Consider the following 21169-nt stretch of genomic DNA (forward strand, 5'->3'; position numbering starts at 1 on the left):
TTTTTCAAAGTTTCGCATCAGTTATCCATGGAAAATTTTAGTTTTGGCAACTGCTAACACTAACTAAATTGTTTCCAGCCAATGGCGGATATCAAAGTCATTATCCCAGCAATCAACGAAGGAGATTCCATTGGTTTGGTCGTCTCGGAAATCCCTGACCACGTATCGGAAATCGTGGTGGTTGACAATGGTTCCGAAGACGATACCATGGCAAATGCCAAAAAAGCTGGAGCAACGGTGATCACCGAAAGCCGCAAGGGCTATGGCTTTGCCTGTTTAAAAGGATTAAATTATATCTCCGAACAATCCAAAACACCCGACATTATCGTATTTATCGACGGAGACTATTCAGATTACCCAGCGGAATTGGATAAGATTGTCGCCCCAATTTTGGAAAATGACATCGATTTTGTGGTCGGGGCGCGAAAAAAATCACTTCGCGAACCGGGTTCCATGACTCCACAACAGGTTTTTGGGAACCAATTGGCCACATTTTTAATGCGTTTGTTTTTTAGGTCAAAATTTACGGATTTAGGACCTTTTAGGGCGATAAAGTACGAAAAGCTCAAAGAATTGAACATGCAGGACACCACTTATGGATGGACAGTGGAAATGCAGTTAAAAATTTTAAGAAAAAAAATGTCATATATCGAAGTACCAGTGCGTTACAAACGAAGAATTGGCGTATCAAAAGTTTCTGGTACGGTAAAAGGTACTATATTTGCTGGCATAAAAATTTTGGGTTGGATCTTTAAATACAGTTTAAAATAATGGGACTCGCTATTACTTACATCATCATTGCTATTTATAGTACGGCCTTACTTTTGATTTTCTTCTACAGTCTTGCCCAGTTGAATCTTTTGATCAACTATCTCGGCTATAAAAAGCGAAACGAGGAAGCCCCAAAATTCAACCTTCTCGACCCCAAGGAAATTCCATTCGTTACCATTCAGCTTCCTATTTACAACGAGGAATATGTAATGGAGCGTTTGTTGGACAACATCGCCAAAATAGAATACCCTAAAAGTAAACTGGAAATCCAGGTCTTGGACGACTCTACCGATGATTCTGTGGCCGAAACCGCCCGAAGGGTACAAGAGCTTCAGGAAACTGGTCTCGACATACAGCATATCCGCCGCGAAAACAGAAAAGGTTTTAAGGCCGGTGCACTTAAGGAAGGATTGGAAATCGCAAAAGGTGATTTTATCGCCATTTTTGATGCCGACTTTCTCCCAGAATCCGATTGGTTGAAAAAAACTGTTCCTTACTTTAAAGATGAGGAAATCGGTGTGGTTCAGACCCGCTGGGGGCACATCAACAGAGACTACTCTACCCTAACCCGTATCCAAGCCTTTGCTTTGGATGCCCACTTTACCTTGGAGCAGGTAGGACGAAATTCCAAAGGACACTTTATCAACTTTAACGGTACTGCTGGTATTTGGAGAAAACAATGTATCCTCGATGCCGGAAACTGGGAAGGCGATACCTTGACCGAAGATTTGGATTTGAGCTACCGTGCACAGTTGAAAAACTGGAAGTTTAAATATTTGGAAGATGTGGAAACACCCGCAGAGCTTCCAGTTGTGATCAGTGCCGCCCGTTCCCAGCAGTTCCGTTGGAACAAAGGAGGGGCCGAAAACTTTAGAAAAACGGTGCTAAGCGTTATCACAGCTAAAAACATCCCGTTCAAAACCAAGTTCCATGGCGTAATGCACTTGTTGAACAGCTCCATGTTCCTTTGTGTTTTTATTGTGGCGCTTTTGAGCATTCCCATGCTGTACATCAAAAACACCTATGGTCATTTGGGTTGGGTGTTTGAGGTAACCAGCTTCTTTATTTTGAGCACCATCATCCTATTTGTGTGTTATTGGTTCACCTACAAGAGTATACAGGGTAGTAGTTTTGACAACTTTGTGGATTACATCAAACTCTTTTTTACGTTCTTCTCTGTTGCATTGGGTTTCTCTTTGCACAACACCGTAGCGGTTCTAGAGGGGCATTTGGGGAAACGAAGTGAATTTGTGAGAACTCCTAAATTCAATATCAACAACCTAACCGATACCTGGAAGGGCAACAAATATTTGACCAACAAATTGTCGCCCAATATGATTTTGGAGTTTGCTTTGATGATCTATTTCCTTTTTGGAATGTACAGTGCCATACCGTTGAACGACTACGGATTGTTCCCTTTCCACCTCATGTTGTTCCTAGGATTTGGATTCGTGTTCTTTAAATCCTTGACGTCCAAGGCATAATCCTGCACCATGCAAGCTTATTGGCGACTGCATAGATATCCGATACTATTTGCCGTCGCCTGTATTTTATTTTACTGGAGCTTTGCTTACCAGCTGGTACGCACCGATTTTGTGAAGCTCTTTATGCTCTTCGGGGCACTTTTTTACCTCACCTACAAAATCATCCAGTTCGAAAAATGGAACTTTAAGTTCCTTTTGATTATCGGTATACTTTTTCGGTTGGTGTTTTTGATGGCCGAACCGAACCTTTCACAGGATTTCTACCGGTTCCTCTGGGATGGGGAACTGATTAAAAACGGCATCAACCCCTATTTGTACACCCCCGACCAAATTATGGAACAAGGTCATGTCACCTTTGCCAACATGAAAGAGTTGCGCGAAGGGATGACCGACCTCAACGCAAGGCACTACAGCAATTACCCACCTGTCAACCAAGTACTGTTCGCATTGGCATCGGTTTTGGGTGGTGGAAGCATTTTGGGGTCAACCATTGCCATGCGGTCGATAATAATACTTGCTGACCTGGGCGCACTTTATTTCGGCAGAAAGCTATTGCAACTACTGAACAAGGCCAATAACTTGGCGTTTTGGTACTTTTTGAATCCCTTGGTCATCATTGAATTGACCGGAAATCTGCATTTTGAAGGCGTCATGCTGTTCTTCTTTGTGTGGGCGCTTTACCTTATATCCATCAACAAATGGTTATGGGCAACCCCTGTTTATGCCATTTCCATTATGGTCAAACTAATGCCGCTGTTGTTATTGTCAATATTTATCAAATACTTCGGATTCAAAAAAAGTATCGCCTTTTACACCTTAGTCCTTTTAGGATGTACTGCATTGTTGTTTCCGTTTTACTCCTCTGTATTTATTGATAATTATTCCGAAACCGTTGGGCTTTGGTTCAGTAACTTCGAGTTCAATGCCAGCATATACAATGTGGTCAAAAAAATAGGAGTCACCTATTTTGAAGCCAAACCTTGGGAACTCATCGATGCTTATGGCTCTTTCATTCAAAAAGTGGTCGTTGTTATCGTATTGTTGCTCGCTTTCCTTCGGAAGAATCAAAAAATGGAAAGCCTCATTACCTCAATGTTATTTGCCTTGGCCTGCTATTATTTTCTATCCACCACCGTACACCCTTGGTATGTGGTGTTCCTGTTGGGCTTCTCTATTTTCACTGATTATCGATTCCCCCTGCTCTGGTCCTTTACCATAATTCTGAGTTATTACACCTACTCCAACCCAAACTATACCGAAAATTTAGGGTTGCTGGCGATTGAATACCTATTGGTAATCGGCTTCTTTATTTACGAAATGATAGGTAGTCGGCCTAAAAAGTTATATTTCTTTAAAAAATAACATCAATTCTAGCACAGTTCGAATTAATTTGTACTTTAGTCCCGTAATGAAAGGACAAGAGTACATATTAACTTCGTTGAGCATCGCTGCTCCCATTAGTCCATTTACACCCCGCCGTCGTCGCCCGTAAGGGTGAATCATATCTATTGGAAATAGGTGAGTCCATTTCCGCACAACTTCCAAAATTCTTTTTTCAATTTTTACAGATCAATCGCTTGCAATGGAAATTATTGTTGCTAACGAATCACATTTTAAATACGCACAAATCATTAGTGATACCATTACCGAATCCGCCAAGGTTCGCGGAACGGGTATCGCCAGACGTACGCCCGAGTACATCATAAAGCGTTTGCAGAACGGAAATGCCATCATTGCTTTGGACGGGGATAAATTTGCTGGCTTTTGCTATATCGAAGTCTGGGGAAATAAAGACTTTGTGGCCAACTCCGGTTTGATCGTTCATCCCGATTATAGAAATCAAGGGCTTGCCAAGCAGATTAAAAAAGCCGTTTTTGACCTATCACGGAAAAAATTCCCCGATGCCAAAATTTTTGGTATTACCACCGGACTGGCCGTGATGAAAATGAACTACGAGCTAGGCTACAAACCTGTAACCTTTTCCGAACTTACGGATGATCCCGAATTCTGGAAGGGGTGCCAAACCTGTAAGAACTTTGATATTTTGACCCGTACCGAAAAGAAAATGTGCCTCTGCACAGGCATGTTGTACGACCCCGCATCAAAAAAGCAAGAACCTGAAAAAATCAATAAAAAAGCGTTCCAACGACTAAAAAGCATCAAGGAACACCTCTTTTTAAAAAAGAAAGATAATTAAACTGTCTGTTCGATCTAACATGCAGAACCTGAGTTGAGTGAGGGGTCGAACCATCAAGAATATAAGAACTAAGACATAAAATGGATTCCTGCCTTCGCAGGAATGACAAACTAAAAGAACAATGGAAAAATTAGTTTTAGCCTACAGTGGCGGATTGGACACTTCATACTGTGCCAAGTACCTATCGCAAGAAGAAGGCTTTGAAGTACATGCCGTAAGTGTGAACACTGGAGGTTTCAGTGAAGCAGAAATTAAGGAAATCGAAGAAAAGGCCCTGGCTTTGGGAGCAACCAGCTACACTTCCATAGATGCCGTTACCACGTTCTACGAAAAAGTGGTCAAATATCTCATCTTCGGCAACGTGCTCCGAAACAATACCTATCCCCTTTCCGTGAGTGCGGAACGTATCGTACAGGCCATAGAAATTGTAAACCATGCCAAAAAGCTGGGTGCCAAATACATTGCCCATGGCAGTACCGGTGCAGGCAATGACCAAGTTAGATTTGATATGATCTTTCAAATCTTGGCGCCGGAAATCAAGATCATTACCCCGATCAGGGACAAAAAATTGGCACGAGAGGAAGAAATCAATTACCTACAACAAAATGGTATCGACTACTCTTGGGAAAAGGCCAAGTACTCTGTGAACCGAGGTTTGTGGGGGACATCCGTTGGAGGCGATGAAACCCTTACCTCCCACTTATCCCTGCCCGAAAGTGCCTATCCGAGCCAATTGGAAAAGGAACTTCCAAAAGGATTAAAACTGACCTTTAAAAAAGGGGAGTTGGTAGCCTTGGATGGGGAGGAAGACACTCCTGTGGCCAATATCGAGAAATTGTCTGCCATCGCCTCCAAATACGCCATTGGCAGGGACATCCACGTGGGCGACACCATTATTGGGATCAAAGGAAGGGTCGGGTTTGAAGCAGCCGCTCCATTGATCATCATTAAAGCGCACCATCTATTGGAAAAACACACTTTGAGTAAATGGCAGCAATACCAGAAAGAACAAATGGGCAACTTTTATGGAATGCTATTGCACGAAGGAAATTACTTGGACGAGGTAATGCGAAACATCGAAGCTTTTTTAACCGACACCCAGAAACACGTTTCGGGAGATGTTTTCGTGACCTTGCATCCCTATCGATTTGAGTTGAACGGCATCACTTCCCCCCACGATTTGATGAACGCTTCCTTTGGAAGCTATGGTGAAATGAACAAGGGCTGGACCGCCGACGATGCCAAGGGCTTCATCAAAATTTTGTCCAACTCCGGGAAAATTGCAAACCACGTAAACAATGAAATTTAAAAACCGTCACCCTGAACTTGATTCAGGGTCTCATTGGCGTGAGATGCTGAAATAAACCCGCCTACCGAAAGGCAGGCTCAGCATGACGATGACGATAAATAATTCTCCATCGATATGAGAAAAAAAAATATAACAGCAGGAATCATCGGAGGGTCTGGCTATACAGGAGGAGAGCTCATTAGACTTTTACTCAACCATCCTGAGGCAGAAATCGACTTTGTGTACAGCACCACCCGAGCGGGCAAATCGATTACTTCGGCCCATCAAGATTTGCTGGGGCAAACGGAATTGAAGTTTTCAGGAGAAATAAATCCAGAAGTTGATGTCGTTTTTCTTTGTTTGGGACATGGCAACTCAACTTCATTTTTGAACGAGAACAAATTTTCGGCATCAACAAAAATCATCGACCTCAGCAATGATTTTAGATTGCAGGGAGATTCCATGTTCAATGGGCAACGGTTCATTTACGGACTTCCCGAATTGAACAAGTCCGCGATCCAAGCTGCAGAAGCCATTGCCAATCCCGGTTGTTTTGCCACCGCTATCCAATTGGCCCTATTGCCTTTGGCAAAAGCAGGTTTGTTGGGCAATGATGTCCATATCAACGCCGTTACGGGCAGCACCGGCGCAGGAGTCGGGCTTTCGGACACTTCCCATTTTAGCTGGAGGAACAATAACGTATCGTGGTACAAACCATTTACGCACCAACATTTGGGAGAAATTGGAGAAAGCTTGAATTCCTTCGGGAAGTCTGTGGGCAAATTGATGTTCTTACCGAATCGCGGCAACTTCACCCGAGGGATTTTGGCCACTGCCTATACCCATTTTGATGGGACCTTGGAGGAAGCAAAACAATTGTACAGCGATTTTTATAAGGATGCTGCTTTTACACATCTATCGGATGAAGAATTGCATTTGAAGCAAGTCGTGAACACCAACCAGTGCCACATCCATTTGCATAAACACGATGACTTGCTTTTGGTGACATCGGCCATCGACAATTTATTGAAGGGAGCATCGGGACAAGCAGTACAAAACATGAATTTGATGTTCGGATTTCCTGAGACAACAGGCCTGTTGTTAAAGGCAGGAGTATTTTAGTATGGGTGCCCTGAGCGTAGTCGAAGGGCACAATCAAATCAGATTTCCGTCTACACGGAAATGATAAAAAAGTGAATCATGAAAATAGCCATCATAGGAGCAGGGAATTTGGGATTGGCCATTGCCAAGGGCATTTTGCATAGCAATGGAGCCACCACCATGTACCTCACCAAACGGAATACGAAATCCATTCAGGAATTTGAAAAGTATGGAATCGTAACCGTAACCTCGGACAACCAAGAAGCCGTAAAAAATTCAGATATCCTGATTTTTGCGGTGCAACCCGGTCAATTTGTTTCCATTTTGAAAGAGACCAAGGACCTTCTGACCGAAAAACACGTAATCATAAGCACCATTACAGGTTTCCGTATCCCCAAAATAGAGGAAATCATCGGTTCGGATAAATTTATCATCCGAAGCATGCCCAATACCGCTATTTCGGTAGGTAAATCCATGACCTGTATTTGCAGCAACGAACTGGGCAAAAAACGGATTGATTTGGCAAAGGCCATTTTTAACCGAATGGGCCACACCATGGAAATTCCGGAAGACCAAATGCAAGCGGCAACGGTCATCTGTGCCAGTGGCATCGCTTTTTGGATGCGTTTGATTCGAGCCACAACACAAGGAGCCATTCAATTAGGTTTTGATGCAAAAGAAGCCCAAGAGCTGGCCATGCACACCTGCAACGGAGCAGCCAGTCTGTTGATTGAATCCGGCAGCCATCCTGAAGAAGAAATTGATCGGGTGACCACACCAAAGGGATGCACCATTGAAGGTTTGAACGAAATGGAGCATCAAGGTTTGAGCTCATCCTTGATCCGGGGAATTGTATCCTCATTCGAAAAAATCAGTGAAATCAGAAAAGGATAAAAATGTTAGGTCGAGCTGTCATATCGAGCGAAATCGAGATGCGAGACCTTTATTGAAGAAAAATATAAAAACACCTCTCGACTGCCTGCCTGCCGAAGGTGGGCGCTCGGGGTGACAAGTAAAAGATTATGAAACTATTCGACGTATACCCACTGTACAACGTCACTCCAGTGAAGGCCAAGGGCATAGAAGTCTGGGACGACAAAGGGGAAAAATATTTGGATTTTTATGGCGGTCACGCCGTAATTTCAATCGGACATACCCATCCGCATTACGTAAAGCGAATCAAAGAACAACTGGAACAGATGGCGTTCTATAGCAATTCGGTCCAAAATCCGCTTCAAAGCGCATTGGCCGAAAAGTTGGGCCAAATGTCAGGATGTGAAGATTACGACCTATTTATGTGCAATTCTGGGGCCGAAGCCAACGAAAACGCACTGAAAATGGCCTCGTTCCACACTGGAAAATCAAAAGTGATCGCTTTTACCAATAGTTTTCATGGAAGGACCTCGGCTGCCGTTGCTGCAACGGACAATCCGAGCATAAATGCGCCCATCAACAAACAGCAAGAAGTCACTTTTTTGCCCTTGAACGATGTTGATGCCTTTGAAAAAGCTATTGAAAGTGATTCATACTGTGCCGTTATCATAGAAGCTATTCAAGGCGTTGGTGGTTTGGATGAACCGACTACCAAATTTTTCCAGTTCATCGCCAAAAAGTGCAAAGAAAACAACGTGGTTCTTATTGCCGATGAAGTACAGTCCGGTTACGGACGAAGTGGTAAGTTCTTCGCTTTTCAGCACCATTTGGACACTGAGCGGAGTCGAGGTGTACAACCCGACATTATTTCGATTGCCAAGGGTATGGGCAATGGTTTTCCAGTTGGTGGTATTTTGATCCACGAATCCTTTAAACCCTCCTATGGACTTTTGGGCACCACCTTTGGTGGCAACCATTTGGCTTGTGCAGCGAGCTTGGCCGTGTTGGAAGTGCTAGAGGATGAAAATTTGATGGCCAATGCGGCAAAGCTTGGTTCGTACTTCCAAGAAAAGGCAGCGGAGATTCCCGAAATCAAAAAAGTAAAAGGCAGAGGACTTATGATTGGATTGGAGTTTGATTTTGAGGTGGCGGACCTCCGCAAGAAAATGATTTTGGAGCAACACATGTTCACAGGAAGTGCCAAAAACAAGAAATTGTTACGATTCCTCCCTGCGTTGAACATCACCAAAGAAGATATAGACTTATTTTTTGAAGCCCTCAAAAAAGCATTATCATGAAGCACTATTTATCCATTAACGATATTGATTCCCTCCCCGACTGGGTGGACGAAGCCATTACCCTTAAAAAAGACCCGTACCTATTTGAATCCTTGGGCAAGCGAAAAACCATTTGTCTGTTGTTTTTCAACAATAGCCTTAGAACACGCTTGAGTACGCAAAAAGCGGCCATGCATTTGGGCATGGAAGTGATGATCATGAATTTTGGCAACGAAGGCTGGGTTTTGGAATATGGTGATGGTACCGTGATGGACCAAGGTACTTCCGAACATATCAAGGAAGCGGCCCAAGTGGTCTCCCAATATGCCGATATTGTCGCCATTAGGGCATTTGCAGGGCTAGTGGACAGGGAAAAAGACGAAGCCGAAGAAGTCATTACCGGATTTGCCAAATATGCCACCATCCCTGTGGTCAATATGGAAAGTTCGGTGGGGCATCCGCTCCAAGCGTTGGCCGATGCCATTACTTTGAAAGAAAACGAAACCAAGAAAAGGCCCAAAGTGGTCCTTTCGTGGGCACCACATCCCAAGGCCTTGCCACATGCAGTGGCCAATTCGTTTGTACAGATGATGAAATTGCAGGATGCCGATTTTGTGATTACCCATCCCGAAGGATACGAACTCAATCCGGAATTGACACAAGGCTGCCAAATCGAATTCAATCAAGATAAAGCATTGGAAGATGCCGATTTCGTTTACGTGAAAAACTGGAGCAGTTATTCCCAGTACGGCAAAGTACTCAGCTGGGACACCAACTGGACCATGACCCAACAAAAATTGGGTCATGCCAAATTTATGCACTGCCTCCCCGTTCGCCGGAACATGATCGTGGAAGATGCCGTTTTGGATGGTGACCAATCCTTAGTGGTGCAACAAGCCAAAAACCGAGTCTTTTCCGCACAGCTAGTCTTGAAAAAAATATTGGAGAACTTATGAAATTAAAGGACAAGGTCTGTATTGTAACCGGTGCAACAAGTGGAATGGGCAAAGCCATTGCCCAAGGACTCTCGTCCGAAGGAGCACGTTTGGTGCTTTCGGGCAGGAATAAGGAAAGTGGCCAAGCTTTGGAAAACAGCTTGGAACATGCTGTATTTGTTCCAGGGGATGTTACGGAGCCTTCCTACAACAAAAAGCTGGTGGATACGGCTTTGGAAACCTATGGTCAATTGGACATCCTTTCATTGAACGCAGGTGTTCTGGGATTGGGCAATGTGATGGAACTACCTATCGAAACGTGGCACAACGCCATCAACACCAATTTGAGTGCTCTCTTTTATCTTTGTAAGTACGCACTGCCCATCTTACAGCAACAACCTCAAGGCAATATTTTGATCAATGCTTCTATAGCGGCCTTCAAAAGTTTCCCAAATCATCCAGCCTATTGTGCTTCCAAAGCGGGAGCCGTAGCGCTAATGAAGCAAATGGCGGTGGACTACGCTCCAAACATCCGTGTAAACGCCATTTGTCCTGGGCCAGTGGATACGCCCTTGCTGTGGGAATCGGTCAAGGCTTTTGAACATCCTGAAACTGCCGTAGAACATGCGAAAAGGACTACACTGTTAAAAAGGTTGGGTACCCCTCAAGATATTACTAAACTTGTGCTTTTTTTGGTTTCGGATGACAGTTCATGGATCACTGGAACCACAGTAACCATTGATGGAGGGATTATAAACACATAAAATGAAACAAAAATTATCCGTAGTAAAAATTGGCGGAAACCTGATAGAAGATGCCGAAGGATGCAAACAAGTATTGGACCTGTTCGCTAAAATGGACGGCAACAAAATTTTGGTTCACGGTGGTGGCAACAAGGCCACCGAGTTGGCCAATCAATTGGGGGTAGAATCCAAAATGGTCAACGGACGGCGAATCACCAATGCCGAGACCTTGGATATTGCCCTAATGGTCTATGGCGGCTTGGTCAGTAAAAAAATCGTGGCCAAATTACAGGCACTTGGTACCGATGCCATCGGAATGAGCGGTGCAGATGCCAATGCCATTCGCGCCCACAAAAGGCCTAAAAAAAATGTGGATTTCGGTTTTGTCGGCGATGTAGATATGGTGAATACCTACGGAATCTTTAAATTGTTGCAAGCAGGGTTCACGCCTATTTTTTGTGCACTTACCCACGACGGAAAAGGGCAACTGTTCAATACCAATGCGGATACCATTGCCGCTGAATTGGCCATTGCCATGTCCGATCAGTTTGAGACCACCCTTTACTATTGTTTCGAAAAAAAAGGAGTATTGCAAGATGTGGAGGACGAAAACTCCGTGATCCATCATATCGATTCCAAGGGGTATGACGAACTCTTGGCCTACGGCATCATTGCGGATGGTATGCTTCCCAAGTTGCACAACTGCTTTTATGCCCTACGCAACCATGTATCCAAAGTATGCGTGGGAAACACCAATATGTTGGAAGCAGATAACTCAGATTACACCACATTGACCTTATGAACATCAATCAAGAAATAGTAACGGAAAAAGCCATTGACCTGCTGAAAAAACTCATCAGCACACCATCCTTCTCAGGTGAAGAAGATAAAACAGGGGATGCCATTGAGGGTTTTTTACAAGGTTTTGGAGTGAAAACCCATCGCCAATACAATAATATTTATGCGTTCAACAAGCATTTTGATGAGCGCAAACCAACACTGTTGCTCAATTCACATCACGATACGGTAAAGCCGAACAGCGCCTACACCAAGGACCCTTTTGATGCTCATATCGAAGACGGAAAATTGTATGGCTTGGGCAGTAACGATGCTGGTGGATGTCTGGTTTCGCTGTTGACCACTTTCGTTCATTTTTACGAGAAAGAAAACTTGAGCCACAATATCATCATGGCAGCGACTGCGGAAGAGGAGGATGCAGGCGAAAAAAGTATCAGGGCATTGCTCCCCATTCTTCCCAACATTGATGTTGCCATTGTGGGCGAGCCCACTTTAATGGATTTGGCCATTGCCGAAAAGGGATTGGTGGTTTTTGACGGTGTTGTGGAAGGAACCCCATCACATGCAGCTCATCCCAACGATAACAACTGTATTTACAACGCGATTGAAACCTTGCAGTGGTTTCGGGATTACTCCTTTGAAAAGGTATCGGAGGCATTGGGCGAAGTCAAACTGACCGTTACCCAGATCAATGCGGGCAAACAGCACAATGTGGTTCCAGCACAAGTGGATTTGGTCATTGATGTGCGTGTGAACGATTGTTACAGCAATCAGGAAATCGCAGATATCCTGCAAAAGGAAGCGCCTTGCAAATTAACGCCTCGTTCTTTGCGATTGAACTCCTCCTGCATTGACCCCGACCACGAGTTGGTGAAAAGTGGATTGGCCCTAGGGCGAAAAACCTACGGTTCACCAACGCTTTCAGACCAAGCGGCATTGACCTGCCAATCAGTAAAATTGGGTCCTGGGGACAGTACGCGGTCACACTCGGCAAATGAATATATTTTTGTAAGGGAAATTGAGGAGGGCATAGATCTTTACATTAAAATCCTGACGGGATTTTTACAGTAAAAAAACGAAACTTGGGCCCTGAGCGAAGTCGAAGAGCCATATATATCGAAATTATAAGATTCCCACCTTCGCGGGAATGACAAAAGAAAAACTATGAAACTCTGGGACAAAGGATTCAGCACTGATAAAAAAATAGACCACTTTACAGTGGGAAACGACCGTGAACTGGATTTGGTCTTGGCCAAATACGATGTCATCGCTTCCAAAGCCCACGCCAAAATGTTGGGCAAGGTGGGGTTGATTACCCAAGACGAGGCCAAAGATTTGGTAAAAGCATTGGATACCATTGCCAAGGACATTGAAAAGGGCAAGTTCAGTATTGAGAATGATTTTGAGGACATGCACTCCAAAATCGAGTTTATGCTGACCGAAAAATTGGGGGATACCGGTAAAAAAATCCATTCCGCCCGTTCCCGAAACGATCAAGTGCTCGTGGCCATGCAATTATTCTTGAAAGATGAGTTGACCGAAATCAAACAGCAAGTAAAAACCCTGTTCGATTTGTTGATAAAGCTAGCGGACAAGCATCAAAAAGTATTGCTGCCAGGTTACACCCATTTGCAGATTGCCATGCCCTCCTCTTTTGGACTTTGGTTTTCCGCCTATGCGGAGAGCTTAATAGACGATTTGTACTTTGTACAAGCGGCTTACAAAGTAGCCGATCAAAATCCGCTGGGCAGTGCAGCAGGTTATGGAAGCTCCTTCCCCATTGATAGAAGTTTCACCACGAAAGAAATGGACTTTGCCACGCAAAAATACAATGTGGTCTCCGCCCAAATGGGACGTGGAAAAGTGGAAAAAGCAACCGCCTTTGGAATTTCCAGCGTTGCCGCCACGCTTTCCAAAATGGCCATGGACATTTGCCTGTATATGAGCCAAAATTTTGATTTCATTTCTTTTCCAAACGAGCTGACCACGGGTAGTAGCATTATGCCACACAAGAAAAATCCTGATGTTTTTGAATTGATTCGTGCGAAGTGCAACAAGATTCAGGCAGTCCCCAATCAATTGATCATGATCATGAACAACCTCCCCAGTGGCTACCATCGCGACCTTCAATTGGTAAAGGAAGTGATTGTGCCTGCTTTGCAGGACATGCATGCCTGTCTGGAAATGATGACCTTCAGCCTGAAAGAAATCAAGGTGAACAAAAGTATCTTGGACGACCCCAAGTACGATTACCTATTTAGTGTGGACACCTTGAACGAACTCGTTAAAAGCGGCATGCCCTTTCGGGATGCTTACAAAACCATGGGCAAGGCCATAGAAAACGGAAACTTTAAACCCAAACGGGACATCGAGCACACCCACGAAGGTAGTTTGGGCAATCTATGTTTGGAGCAGATAAAAGAGAAAATGGAAAAAGTTTTGGCTTAAAATGGATACATTAGGTTGAAAATTTAGCCAACGGCTTTCAAATCAAACCTATGTCCGTCAAAAATATACTTCGCCTTTTTCTCTGTATTGGGATTTTCCAATCCACTCTAGCGCAGGATGTTTATCAAAAAAATGAATCGGTCGATATCCAAAACTATGTTTTTGCGCTTTACTTGAACGATACTTCCAACGAAATCAAGGGAGAAACCCAAGTCACCGTGCTGTTCAAGGACAAGCCAGTTCCTTTTTCGTTGGACCTCATCCAAAAATCCGGTCAGTTCGGCATGCAGGTTTCCGAAGTGATGGACCATGGGTCACAAGCCAACTATACCTTTGCTAACGATAAAATCAATATCGTTCCAAAAAATACCGAGAATTCAATTCAAACCTACACCATCTCTTACCATGGTATTCCAGAAAGAGGCTTGGTCATCGACACCACCAAATATGGCAAGCGTTCCTTTTTTGGGGATAACTGGCCCAACTTGGCAAGGCATTGGTTGCCTTCGGTAGACCATCCGTACGACAAGGCCAGCGTGGCATTTCAAATTACTGCGCCCGACCATTATGATGTGGTGGCAACCGGACTAAAAGTGGAGGAAAGCAACTTGGAAAATGGCTATAAGCTCACCATTTACCACGAACCTGCTCCCGTAGCCACCAAGGTGATGACCATTGGGGTCACTGAATTTGCCTCCCGATTGTTGGACATGGTGGATGGTATTGAGGTTTCGGCCTGGGTGTACCCACAAAACCGTTTGGAGGGATTTGGTGATTATGCGGTTGCCAGCAAGGTGCTCGATTATTTTATCGGTACCATTGGACCGTATTCCTATGCCAAATTGGCCAATATGCAGGCCAAAACGCAGTGGGGCGGACTGGAAAATGCGGGTACCATTGCCTATTTTGAGAATTCGGTCACGGGCAACCAAACTGTGGAGCCTTTGATTGCCCACGAAATTGCCCATCAATGGTTCGGAAATTCGGCCACTGAGAAAAGCTGGAACCATGTTTGGCTGAGCGAAGGGTTTGCCACCTACTTCGCCATTTTGTATTTGGAAAGTGAGTACGGCGATGAACGCCGTAAGCAAGAATTGGCGAAAGACAAGCAACAGATTTTTGAGTATTACAAAAAAAATCCATCTCCCATTGTGGACCTCAGCATTAAAGACCCCATGAAAGTACTGAGCACCAATACGTACCAAAAAGGAGGCTGGATATTGAACATGCTTCGCCATAGCTTGGGTGATGGTGTTTTTTGGGAAGGCATCCGAACCTATTATGCCCTTTACCAAAATGGCAACGTGCTTACGGACGATTTTCTTACTGTGATGGAAGAGGTTTCGGGCGAGGATTTGGAAGCTTTTTTTGAGCAGTGGTTGTTTGTTAAGGGGCATCCGCAAATCCAATGGAACTGGGAGTACGGTAACGGAAACATTGACCTGAATGTCATGCAAACCCAAGACCATCATGTATTCCAATTTCCTTTGGAAATAGGGGTGGTAAAGGATGGAAAGATGACGATAAAAAGCATTGAGGTGACCCAACAAAACCAAAGCTTCTCGTTGGAAAGTACGGAGCGGCCCGATGCCATAGTGCTGGACCCCAACGAATGGACCTTGTTCGAAGAGGTGGGGAAACCATAATACGTATCAATTCCAAAAGGAACTGGTTTATCTCCCCTGTAATTTAAATCCAAAAAATACTTCTCCTTTTGACTTAACATGGGGTTGGAAATTTACAACCCATAACGCAGTGGAAAACCAATGGAAAAGATTAGATTGGATAAATTAATCCTTATATAATTTAAAGGATAAAACTTGATTTGGATAATTTAAGTTTACAATATAATAGCCACTAGAGAGACTATTCAATTCAAAATCAAAAATTGGGGTGTCTCTTGGTATTTTTTTCTGAAATAGCAACTTTCCCCCTAAAGAGTATACGTTCAGTATCGAGGCCTGATTTTCTTTAAGACCATTTAAGCTATACTGGCCTTCCAGATTTTTCAACAAAACTATTTTGTCCAACAAAATTGTGTTGTTAAGTACTCCTTGACATTCATTATCTGTGGAAATTGAGACGTTGTTGATTCCATTTTCCAGAGGTATTTGTATTGACCGGGCCTCCTCCGAGTCGGTTGCAAACCTAAATTCAACCCCATTCACTTGTACAACATACAACGATGACCCTTGCACTGTGATAGAAGCCTTTTTACTGTCTTTGTTTACGGTTATCTTTCCTAGCGTAGAAACTGATTCCAAGTTATTGATGATCAACGAGAAACATCTGGACGGGTATTCAGGCACATCCGTAATACCAACACATACCTGATAAGTACCAGGTTTCAATTGGTTTTCAACAAAAGTTAAGTCATACGGCACATTGGTATAAGATTTAGAAAATCCTTCGTCGCCAGTTATTTCAACAGTATAGGGATATTCTTTTACAAAATCGATTGAAATGGTGCCGTCATTTGAGTCTATGCAACTAAGACTAGTCGCTTTAATCAGGATATCCTGAGCCCCTAAATCTACCAATTGAACTGGAGAACATCCGTTTTCATCAACTGATGCTCCCATGGGTGTACCAGGACATAGATCGATATCGTTTATAACACCGTCATCATCATCATCTGGCAGACCAATTAGCCTATTTTCAAACCAAAAAACTCCATTTGATGTGGTTTGCAGTATATCCTTGTCTCCATCTTTGTCGAAATCTGCAACTTGAATACTGTACCCAGCGGCCTGATCGGTATTTAAAGTCCTTCTACTTGCAAAAGTTCCGTTGCCCAGGTTTTCCCACATATGCAGTGAAGGTTGATTGTTTGAAAATGTCGTTATAACAATATCAGCATCACCGTCGTCATCAAAATCTTCGATTCCCGTATCCATTGCCGTATTGCTATCCAATTCGTATGGTATGACTTGTTCGTTGTCAAATTCCGCGTTGCCCAAGCCCTTTAACCAAGAAAGAAAACTGGTTTGAGAATTAAAAACAGATGCAGTAATATCCAACACCTCATCGTCGTCTATGAAACCGAGTCCTATTCTGAAATATAGGTCGGTACCAATATTCGAAATGGTTCCAATTTCAAAACTTGTTGAACCATTGTTGATACCCAACGCTATTCCAGACAACCATTCTACTAAGACTAAATCTTCCAAATCGTCATCATTGACCTTGGCCTTTTCAAAATATCGATATTCTCCTTGCAAAAACACCTCTTTACTAGAAAATGTGCCCGAACCCGTATTGGGCCAATACCATATGGCATCTTCAATACTGCCATTAAAATCAAAGCTGTACGTTAGAATATCCTCAAATCCATTATTGTCTACATCCAACAGTTGAATCGACTGAGAACGTAATCCCACGTTTGTTTCGATTATAATCGGATTGCCAAACCCTTGATTTTGATTATTTGGCCACCATGCCAAATCATGCGTCTCAAATTCAAACCCCCCAGTAGTTGTCCTGTCAAATTGAATTGCAGCAACAATATCAAGAAACCCGTCATTATTGACATCCATGACCTCAATGTCATCGGCATGGCCGTCCAAGAATTCTTCCTTGCTTTCGTGCACTGGCAAATACGTTGCGAAATCACCGTTCCCATCATTAAACCAAACTGAAATACCAGGCCCCGGAATTGTTCCCTTGCGTAAAGCAACTATATCGAGGTCTCCATCATTATCCAAGTCCGCGACTCTTGAGCCTCTTACATTTTTAAGAGAACCATCAATGGTGTGTTTCGTAAATTCCTGAGAACTACATACTGAGATTTGTAGTAGACAAATACCGAAAATTATTTGTTTAAGTTTCATAAATCTGATTAGATGAAGCTAGCAATATAAAAATGTAAAAAAATTCTGTCCTATTTTATCGGTCAAATTAGCGTAAATAAAATTCAATGACCAAAGAACCCACTTACCTTGCATATTTATTCGCTGAAAAGCTCATACCCATTTCTGTGAACCGTCACCATGATATCACTAAATATCAAATCCAAAACCAATAGTTTAAACTATATTATTTACTGCCATGGTTATAACTGTAACAAAACAAACACTTTGAACTCCTTAAAAGAAAACCGTAACCATGCACCGATTTTCTTTTCTTGTTGTTTTAGCGACTACATTTTCATTTGGTCAAACTCCATTACAATCCCCTTCCGAATTTTATCCCTCCCAAAAAACCAAAGTACTGGTCGTGGGTACCTTCCATTTTAATTTTCCGGGCTTGGACGAGGTAAAAACGGCCAACGAAAACAAAATCGATGTTTTAAAAGAGCCCAAAAAATCGGAATTGGAAGAACTGGTGGCTTACATCAAAAAATTCAATCCCACAAAAATTGCCATTGAGGCAAGGCCTTCTTGGAACAGCATGCAAAAGTTCGAGGAATACAAACAAGGGCAACATCGGAACAACCGGGACGAGCGATACCAATTGGGCATGCGCATCGCCGCTGACCTTGGTCTAGATTCCGTTTATGGGATAGATGCGACAGACTTGCGCAGTGATCTTTACCAAAAGGACTCCGTTTACTTGAGGGAATTGTTGGAAAATATAGATTGGAAAGTCGAGGACCCTTTTTGGGACTATGCCGAAACCTATTTTGAGTACCGCGACAAAAAAATGAAGGAGGTACATCTCTTGGATTTCATAAAGGCCATGAACACCCGCGAGGGACACAATTTCAATTTTGGTTTGTATTTAACGGGTTCCATAGCCACAGGCGATGGGCAAGGCGCCGACCATCTGTCAATTTGGTGGTACAACCGCAATGTGCGCATCTTTTCCAAACTCATCAACATCACCAAAAGTTCGGATGAACGCATATTAGTCATTTTTGGAAACGGGCATGCTGCTATTTTAAGGCAATTGTTGGAAGCTTCGCCTCAATATGAATTTGTGGAGTTCAGTAGTTTGCAAGACTGATTCTAGCAACCATAGCCATCAAAAAAATAGTTATTTGACAATTAAACCGGAGCAATTGGCCTTCATTGTTAAAAAACAAAGTAAATTATTACATTTGCGGCACTAAACAAACAATGAACAACCTCCGCCTAACCTCCCCCGTTTTCATAGCGTTTGCTATGCTTTTTTGTGCGCTCACCTTTGCGCAAAAGAAGAATGCCGACTATAAAATCCATCTGTACCAAACGGACGAAACCATTACTATTGACGGTATTGGCGATGAAACCACATGGCAGGAAGCAGAGGCCGCCGAGGACTTTTTTATGGTATTGCCGATGGACGACCGCAAAGCCACCCAGCCTTCGGAGGTGAAAATGGCGTACGACAACCGACAACTCTACCTGTTAGCCACCTTTTACAAAACACCCGGTAATACCTACGTAGTGGAATCGCTTCGCAGGGACTTTTCCTTTGGGGGCAACGACAATTTTTTGTTGTTCATGGACCCATTCAACAACCAGACCACAGGGTTTAGTTTTGGAGCAAATGCCTATGGCGCACAGTGGGACGGCACCATGTCCAACGGTGGTAGCATCGACCTGAATTGGGACAGCAAATGGATTTCGGAAGTGCAGAGTTATGAAGATAAATGGGTCGTGGAAATGGCCATCCCCTTTAAATCCATCCGCTATGAAAAGGATGTGACCGAATGGGGCGTCAACTTTTCCCGATTGGATTTGAGCACCAACGAAAAATCGAGCTGGACACCCATACCACGCCAGTTCCCCACAGCTTCATTGGCCTACACGGGCACCATGGTCTGGGACAATCCGCCGCCCAAACAAGGGCTCAACTACTCCATTATTCCCTATGTGCTGGGCACAACCGGCAATTCGACCATAGAAGATCTTACGTATGATAACGAGTTTAAGGTTGGGGGCGATATCAAATTGGGGCTGACGTCTTCCTTGAACCTCGACCTGACCATCAACCCTGATTTTTCACAAGTGGAAGTGGACCGCCAAGTGGCCAACTTGACCCGTTTTGAGCTCTTTTTCCCAGAAAGACGGCAGTTTTTCCTTGAAAACGCCGACCTCTTTGCCAGTTTTGGATATAGTGAAATCCGCCCGTTCTTTTCGCGCAGGATTGGATTGGGCGTCCCCATTATCGCAGGGGCAAGGGTCAGTGGCAACCTAAACCGCAACTTGCGTTTGGGCGTTTTGAACATGCAAACGGACAAATTGGAGGAAACTGGGTTGCCAAGTCAGAATTTTGCAGTGCTCTCCATGCAGCAAAAGGTGTTCTCCCGTTCCAACATCGGTCTATTGTTCGTGAACAAGGAATCCTTGGACTACAATGCCCTAGCCGATAGCTTGCAAACGCAATACACCAAGTACAACCGGAATCTGGGTCTGGAATACAACCTGGCCTCGGCCGATAACAAATACAATGGAAAGGTGTTTATGCTGAAATCGTTCGGTCCCGATGCATCTTACAACGGTATTGCCCAGGGCGCCCATTTGGAATATAGCAGCCGTAACTGGAACTGGCGGGTACAGCAGGAATATATTTCGGAGGATTTTACCTCGGAAGTGGGTTTTGTGCCCCGAAACAACTATCTCAAGTTTGAAGGTTCCGTAGGATATCAATTTTTGCCCGCGAGCGACAAGGTGGTGAGCCATGGTCCGCAATACACCGGTTTTTATTATTTCAACCCCAATTTTAACGCCACGGATTATGTGTCCATCGTAGGCTACCGAGTCGATTTTATGGATCGTAGTTCCCTGAGTGCTGATGTCTTTAATGAATACGTTCGATTATTGGCCCCCTTTGATCCCACCAACACCGGCCAAGAGCAGTTGGCCACGAATACGCGGCACCACTGGAACGGGGTGTATTTGCAATACAATTCGCGTCCAAAAAGTTTGTTCACCTATAATATGACGACCCGATTGGGCCGCTATTTTGCGAGTGGTTACCGCACCAATTTAAATGCCAGACTAGGCTATCGGTTTCAGCCTTATGTGAGTTTGGGGGCCAACCTCAGCTACAACAACCTTGATTTACCCGCACCTTGGTACACCACGGATTTCTGGTTGGTGGGCACGGAGGCAGATATCACCTTTACCAATAAATTGTTCTGGTCTACCCTAGTGCAGTACAACGAGCAGAACAACAATTTTGGCATCAATTCGCGACTGCAATGGCGATACGCTCCTGCATCGGACCTCTTTTTGGTATTCAACAACAATGAACAGCTCGCCCCGCTCGAGGGCAATTTGTGGTCCTTGACGCTCAAGTTTACCTATTGGTTTAATCGATAAGACTCAT

The 21169-nt window shown here is 43.8% G+C and carries 17 protein-coding genes; 16 read left to right on the forward strand and 1 reads right to left on the reverse strand.

Translation table 11 applies throughout. The features are described from left to right. Positions 1 to 81: 81 nt before the first annotated feature. The 14 genes from GGE08_RS00145 to GGE08_RS00210 all read left to right on the forward strand — a co-directional run bounded on the left by GGE08_RS00145 (position 82) and on the right by GGE08_RS00210 (position 15561). Positions 82 to 771, forward strand: a complete 690-nt coding sequence (locus GGE08_RS00145; RefSeq protein ID WP_179382898.1) for a glycosyltransferase family 2 protein — start codon at positions 82 to 84, stop codon at positions 769 to 771. Then, entirely contained in the window at positions 771 to 2255 is a 1485-nt protein-coding gene (locus GGE08_RS00150; protein WP_179382899.1) for a cellulose synthase family protein, read from the forward strand. Before GGE08_RS00145 ends, GGE08_RS00150 begins: the two co-directional genes overlap by 1 nt. Before the next feature lie 9 nt (positions 2256 to 2264). After that, the gene (mptB, locus tag GGE08_RS00155) at positions 2265 to 3617 is read left to right on the forward strand and encodes a polyprenol phosphomannose-dependent alpha 1,6 mannosyltransferase MptB (RefSeq protein WP_179382900.1); all 1353 of its coding nucleotides are present in this window, start codon (positions 2265 to 2267) and stop codon (positions 3615 to 3617) included. Positions 3618 to 3837: 220 nt separating this feature from the next. Further along, on the forward strand, positions 3838 to 4452 hold the full coding sequence (locus tag GGE08_RS00160) for a GNAT family N-acetyltransferase (protein ID WP_127139632.1): 615 nt from the start codon (positions 3838 to 3840) through the stop codon (positions 4450 to 4452). 121 nt (positions 4453 to 4573) lie between these two features. Then, entirely contained in the window at positions 4574 to 5761 is a 1188-nt protein-coding gene (gene argG, locus GGE08_RS00165; RefSeq protein ID WP_179382901.1) for an argininosuccinate synthase, read from the forward strand. A gap of 114 nt (positions 5762 to 5875) precedes the next feature. Then, positions 5876 to 6862, forward strand: coding sequence for an N-acetyl-gamma-glutamyl-phosphate reductase (gene argC, locus GGE08_RS00170; protein WP_179382902.1), 987 nt, complete (start codon positions 5876 to 5878; stop codon positions 6860 to 6862). Between the two features lie 78 nt (positions 6863 to 6940). Further along, positions 6941 to 7735 (forward strand): pyrroline-5-carboxylate reductase, encoded by a 795-nt coding sequence (proC, locus tag GGE08_RS00175; RefSeq protein WP_179382903.1) that lies wholly within the window; start codon positions 6941 to 6943, stop codon positions 7733 to 7735. Between the two features lie 128 nt (positions 7736 to 7863). After that, entirely contained in the window at positions 7864 to 9012 is a 1149-nt protein-coding gene (locus GGE08_RS00180; RefSeq protein ID WP_179382904.1) for an aspartate aminotransferase family protein, read from the forward strand. Beyond that, on the forward strand, positions 9009 to 9947 hold the full coding sequence (locus tag GGE08_RS00185; RefSeq protein ID WP_179382905.1) for an acetylornithine carbamoyltransferase: 939 nt from the start codon (positions 9009 to 9011) through the stop codon (positions 9945 to 9947). The genes GGE08_RS00180 and GGE08_RS00185 overlap by 4 nt, the downstream gene beginning before the upstream one ends. Next, entirely contained in the window at positions 9944 to 10690 is a 747-nt protein-coding gene (locus tag GGE08_RS00190; RefSeq protein ID WP_179382906.1) for an SDR family NAD(P)-dependent oxidoreductase, read from the forward strand. Before GGE08_RS00185 ends, GGE08_RS00190 begins: the two co-directional genes overlap by 4 nt. 1 nt (position 10691) lies before the next feature. Then, on the forward strand, positions 10692 to 11471 hold the full coding sequence (argB, locus tag GGE08_RS00195) for an acetylglutamate kinase (RefSeq protein WP_179382907.1): 780 nt from the start codon (positions 10692 to 10694) through the stop codon (positions 11469 to 11471). Then, on the forward strand, positions 11468 to 12538 hold the full coding sequence (locus tag GGE08_RS00200; protein WP_179382908.1) for a M20 family metallo-hydrolase: 1071 nt from the start codon (positions 11468 to 11470) through the stop codon (positions 12536 to 12538). The genes argB and GGE08_RS00200 overlap by 4 nt, the downstream gene beginning before the upstream one ends. Positions 12539 to 12631: 93 nt before the next feature. Next, positions 12632 to 13915, forward strand: a complete 1284-nt coding sequence (gene argH, locus GGE08_RS00205) for an argininosuccinate lyase (protein ID WP_179382909.1) — start codon at positions 12632 to 12634, stop codon at positions 13913 to 13915. A gap of 50 nt (positions 13916 to 13965) precedes the next feature. Further along, entirely contained in the window at positions 13966 to 15561 is a 1596-nt protein-coding gene (locus GGE08_RS00210) for a M1 family metallopeptidase (RefSeq protein WP_179382910.1), read from the forward strand. A gap of 144 nt (positions 15562 to 15705) precedes the next feature. Here GGE08_RS00210 and GGE08_RS00215 read toward each other — a convergent pair whose 3' ends face one another. Further along, the gene (locus tag GGE08_RS00215; RefSeq protein WP_179382911.1) at positions 15706 to 17745 is read right to left on the reverse strand and encodes a T9SS type A sorting domain-containing protein; all 2040 of its coding nucleotides are present in this window, start codon (positions 17743 to 17745) and stop codon (positions 15706 to 15708) included. A 274-nt stretch (positions 17746 to 18019) separates the two neighbouring features. Here GGE08_RS00215 and GGE08_RS00220 point away from each other — a divergent pair, with 274 nt between their 5' ends. Beyond that, positions 18020 to 18859 (forward strand): DUF5694 domain-containing protein, encoded by an 840-nt coding sequence (locus GGE08_RS00220; protein ID WP_179382912.1) that lies wholly within the window; start codon positions 18020 to 18022, stop codon positions 18857 to 18859. A gap of 113 nt (positions 18860 to 18972) precedes the next feature. Beyond that, on the forward strand, positions 18973 to 21162 hold the full coding sequence (locus tag GGE08_RS00225) for a DUF5916 domain-containing protein (RefSeq protein WP_179382913.1): 2190 nt from the start codon (positions 18973 to 18975) through the stop codon (positions 21160 to 21162). The last annotated feature ends 7 nt before the right edge of the window (positions 21163 to 21169 follow it).

The organism is Allomuricauda sp. ARW1Y1, assembly GCF_013407935.1.
Taxonomy (GTDB): domain Bacteria; phylum Bacteroidota; class Bacteroidia; order Flavobacteriales; family Flavobacteriaceae; genus Flagellimonas.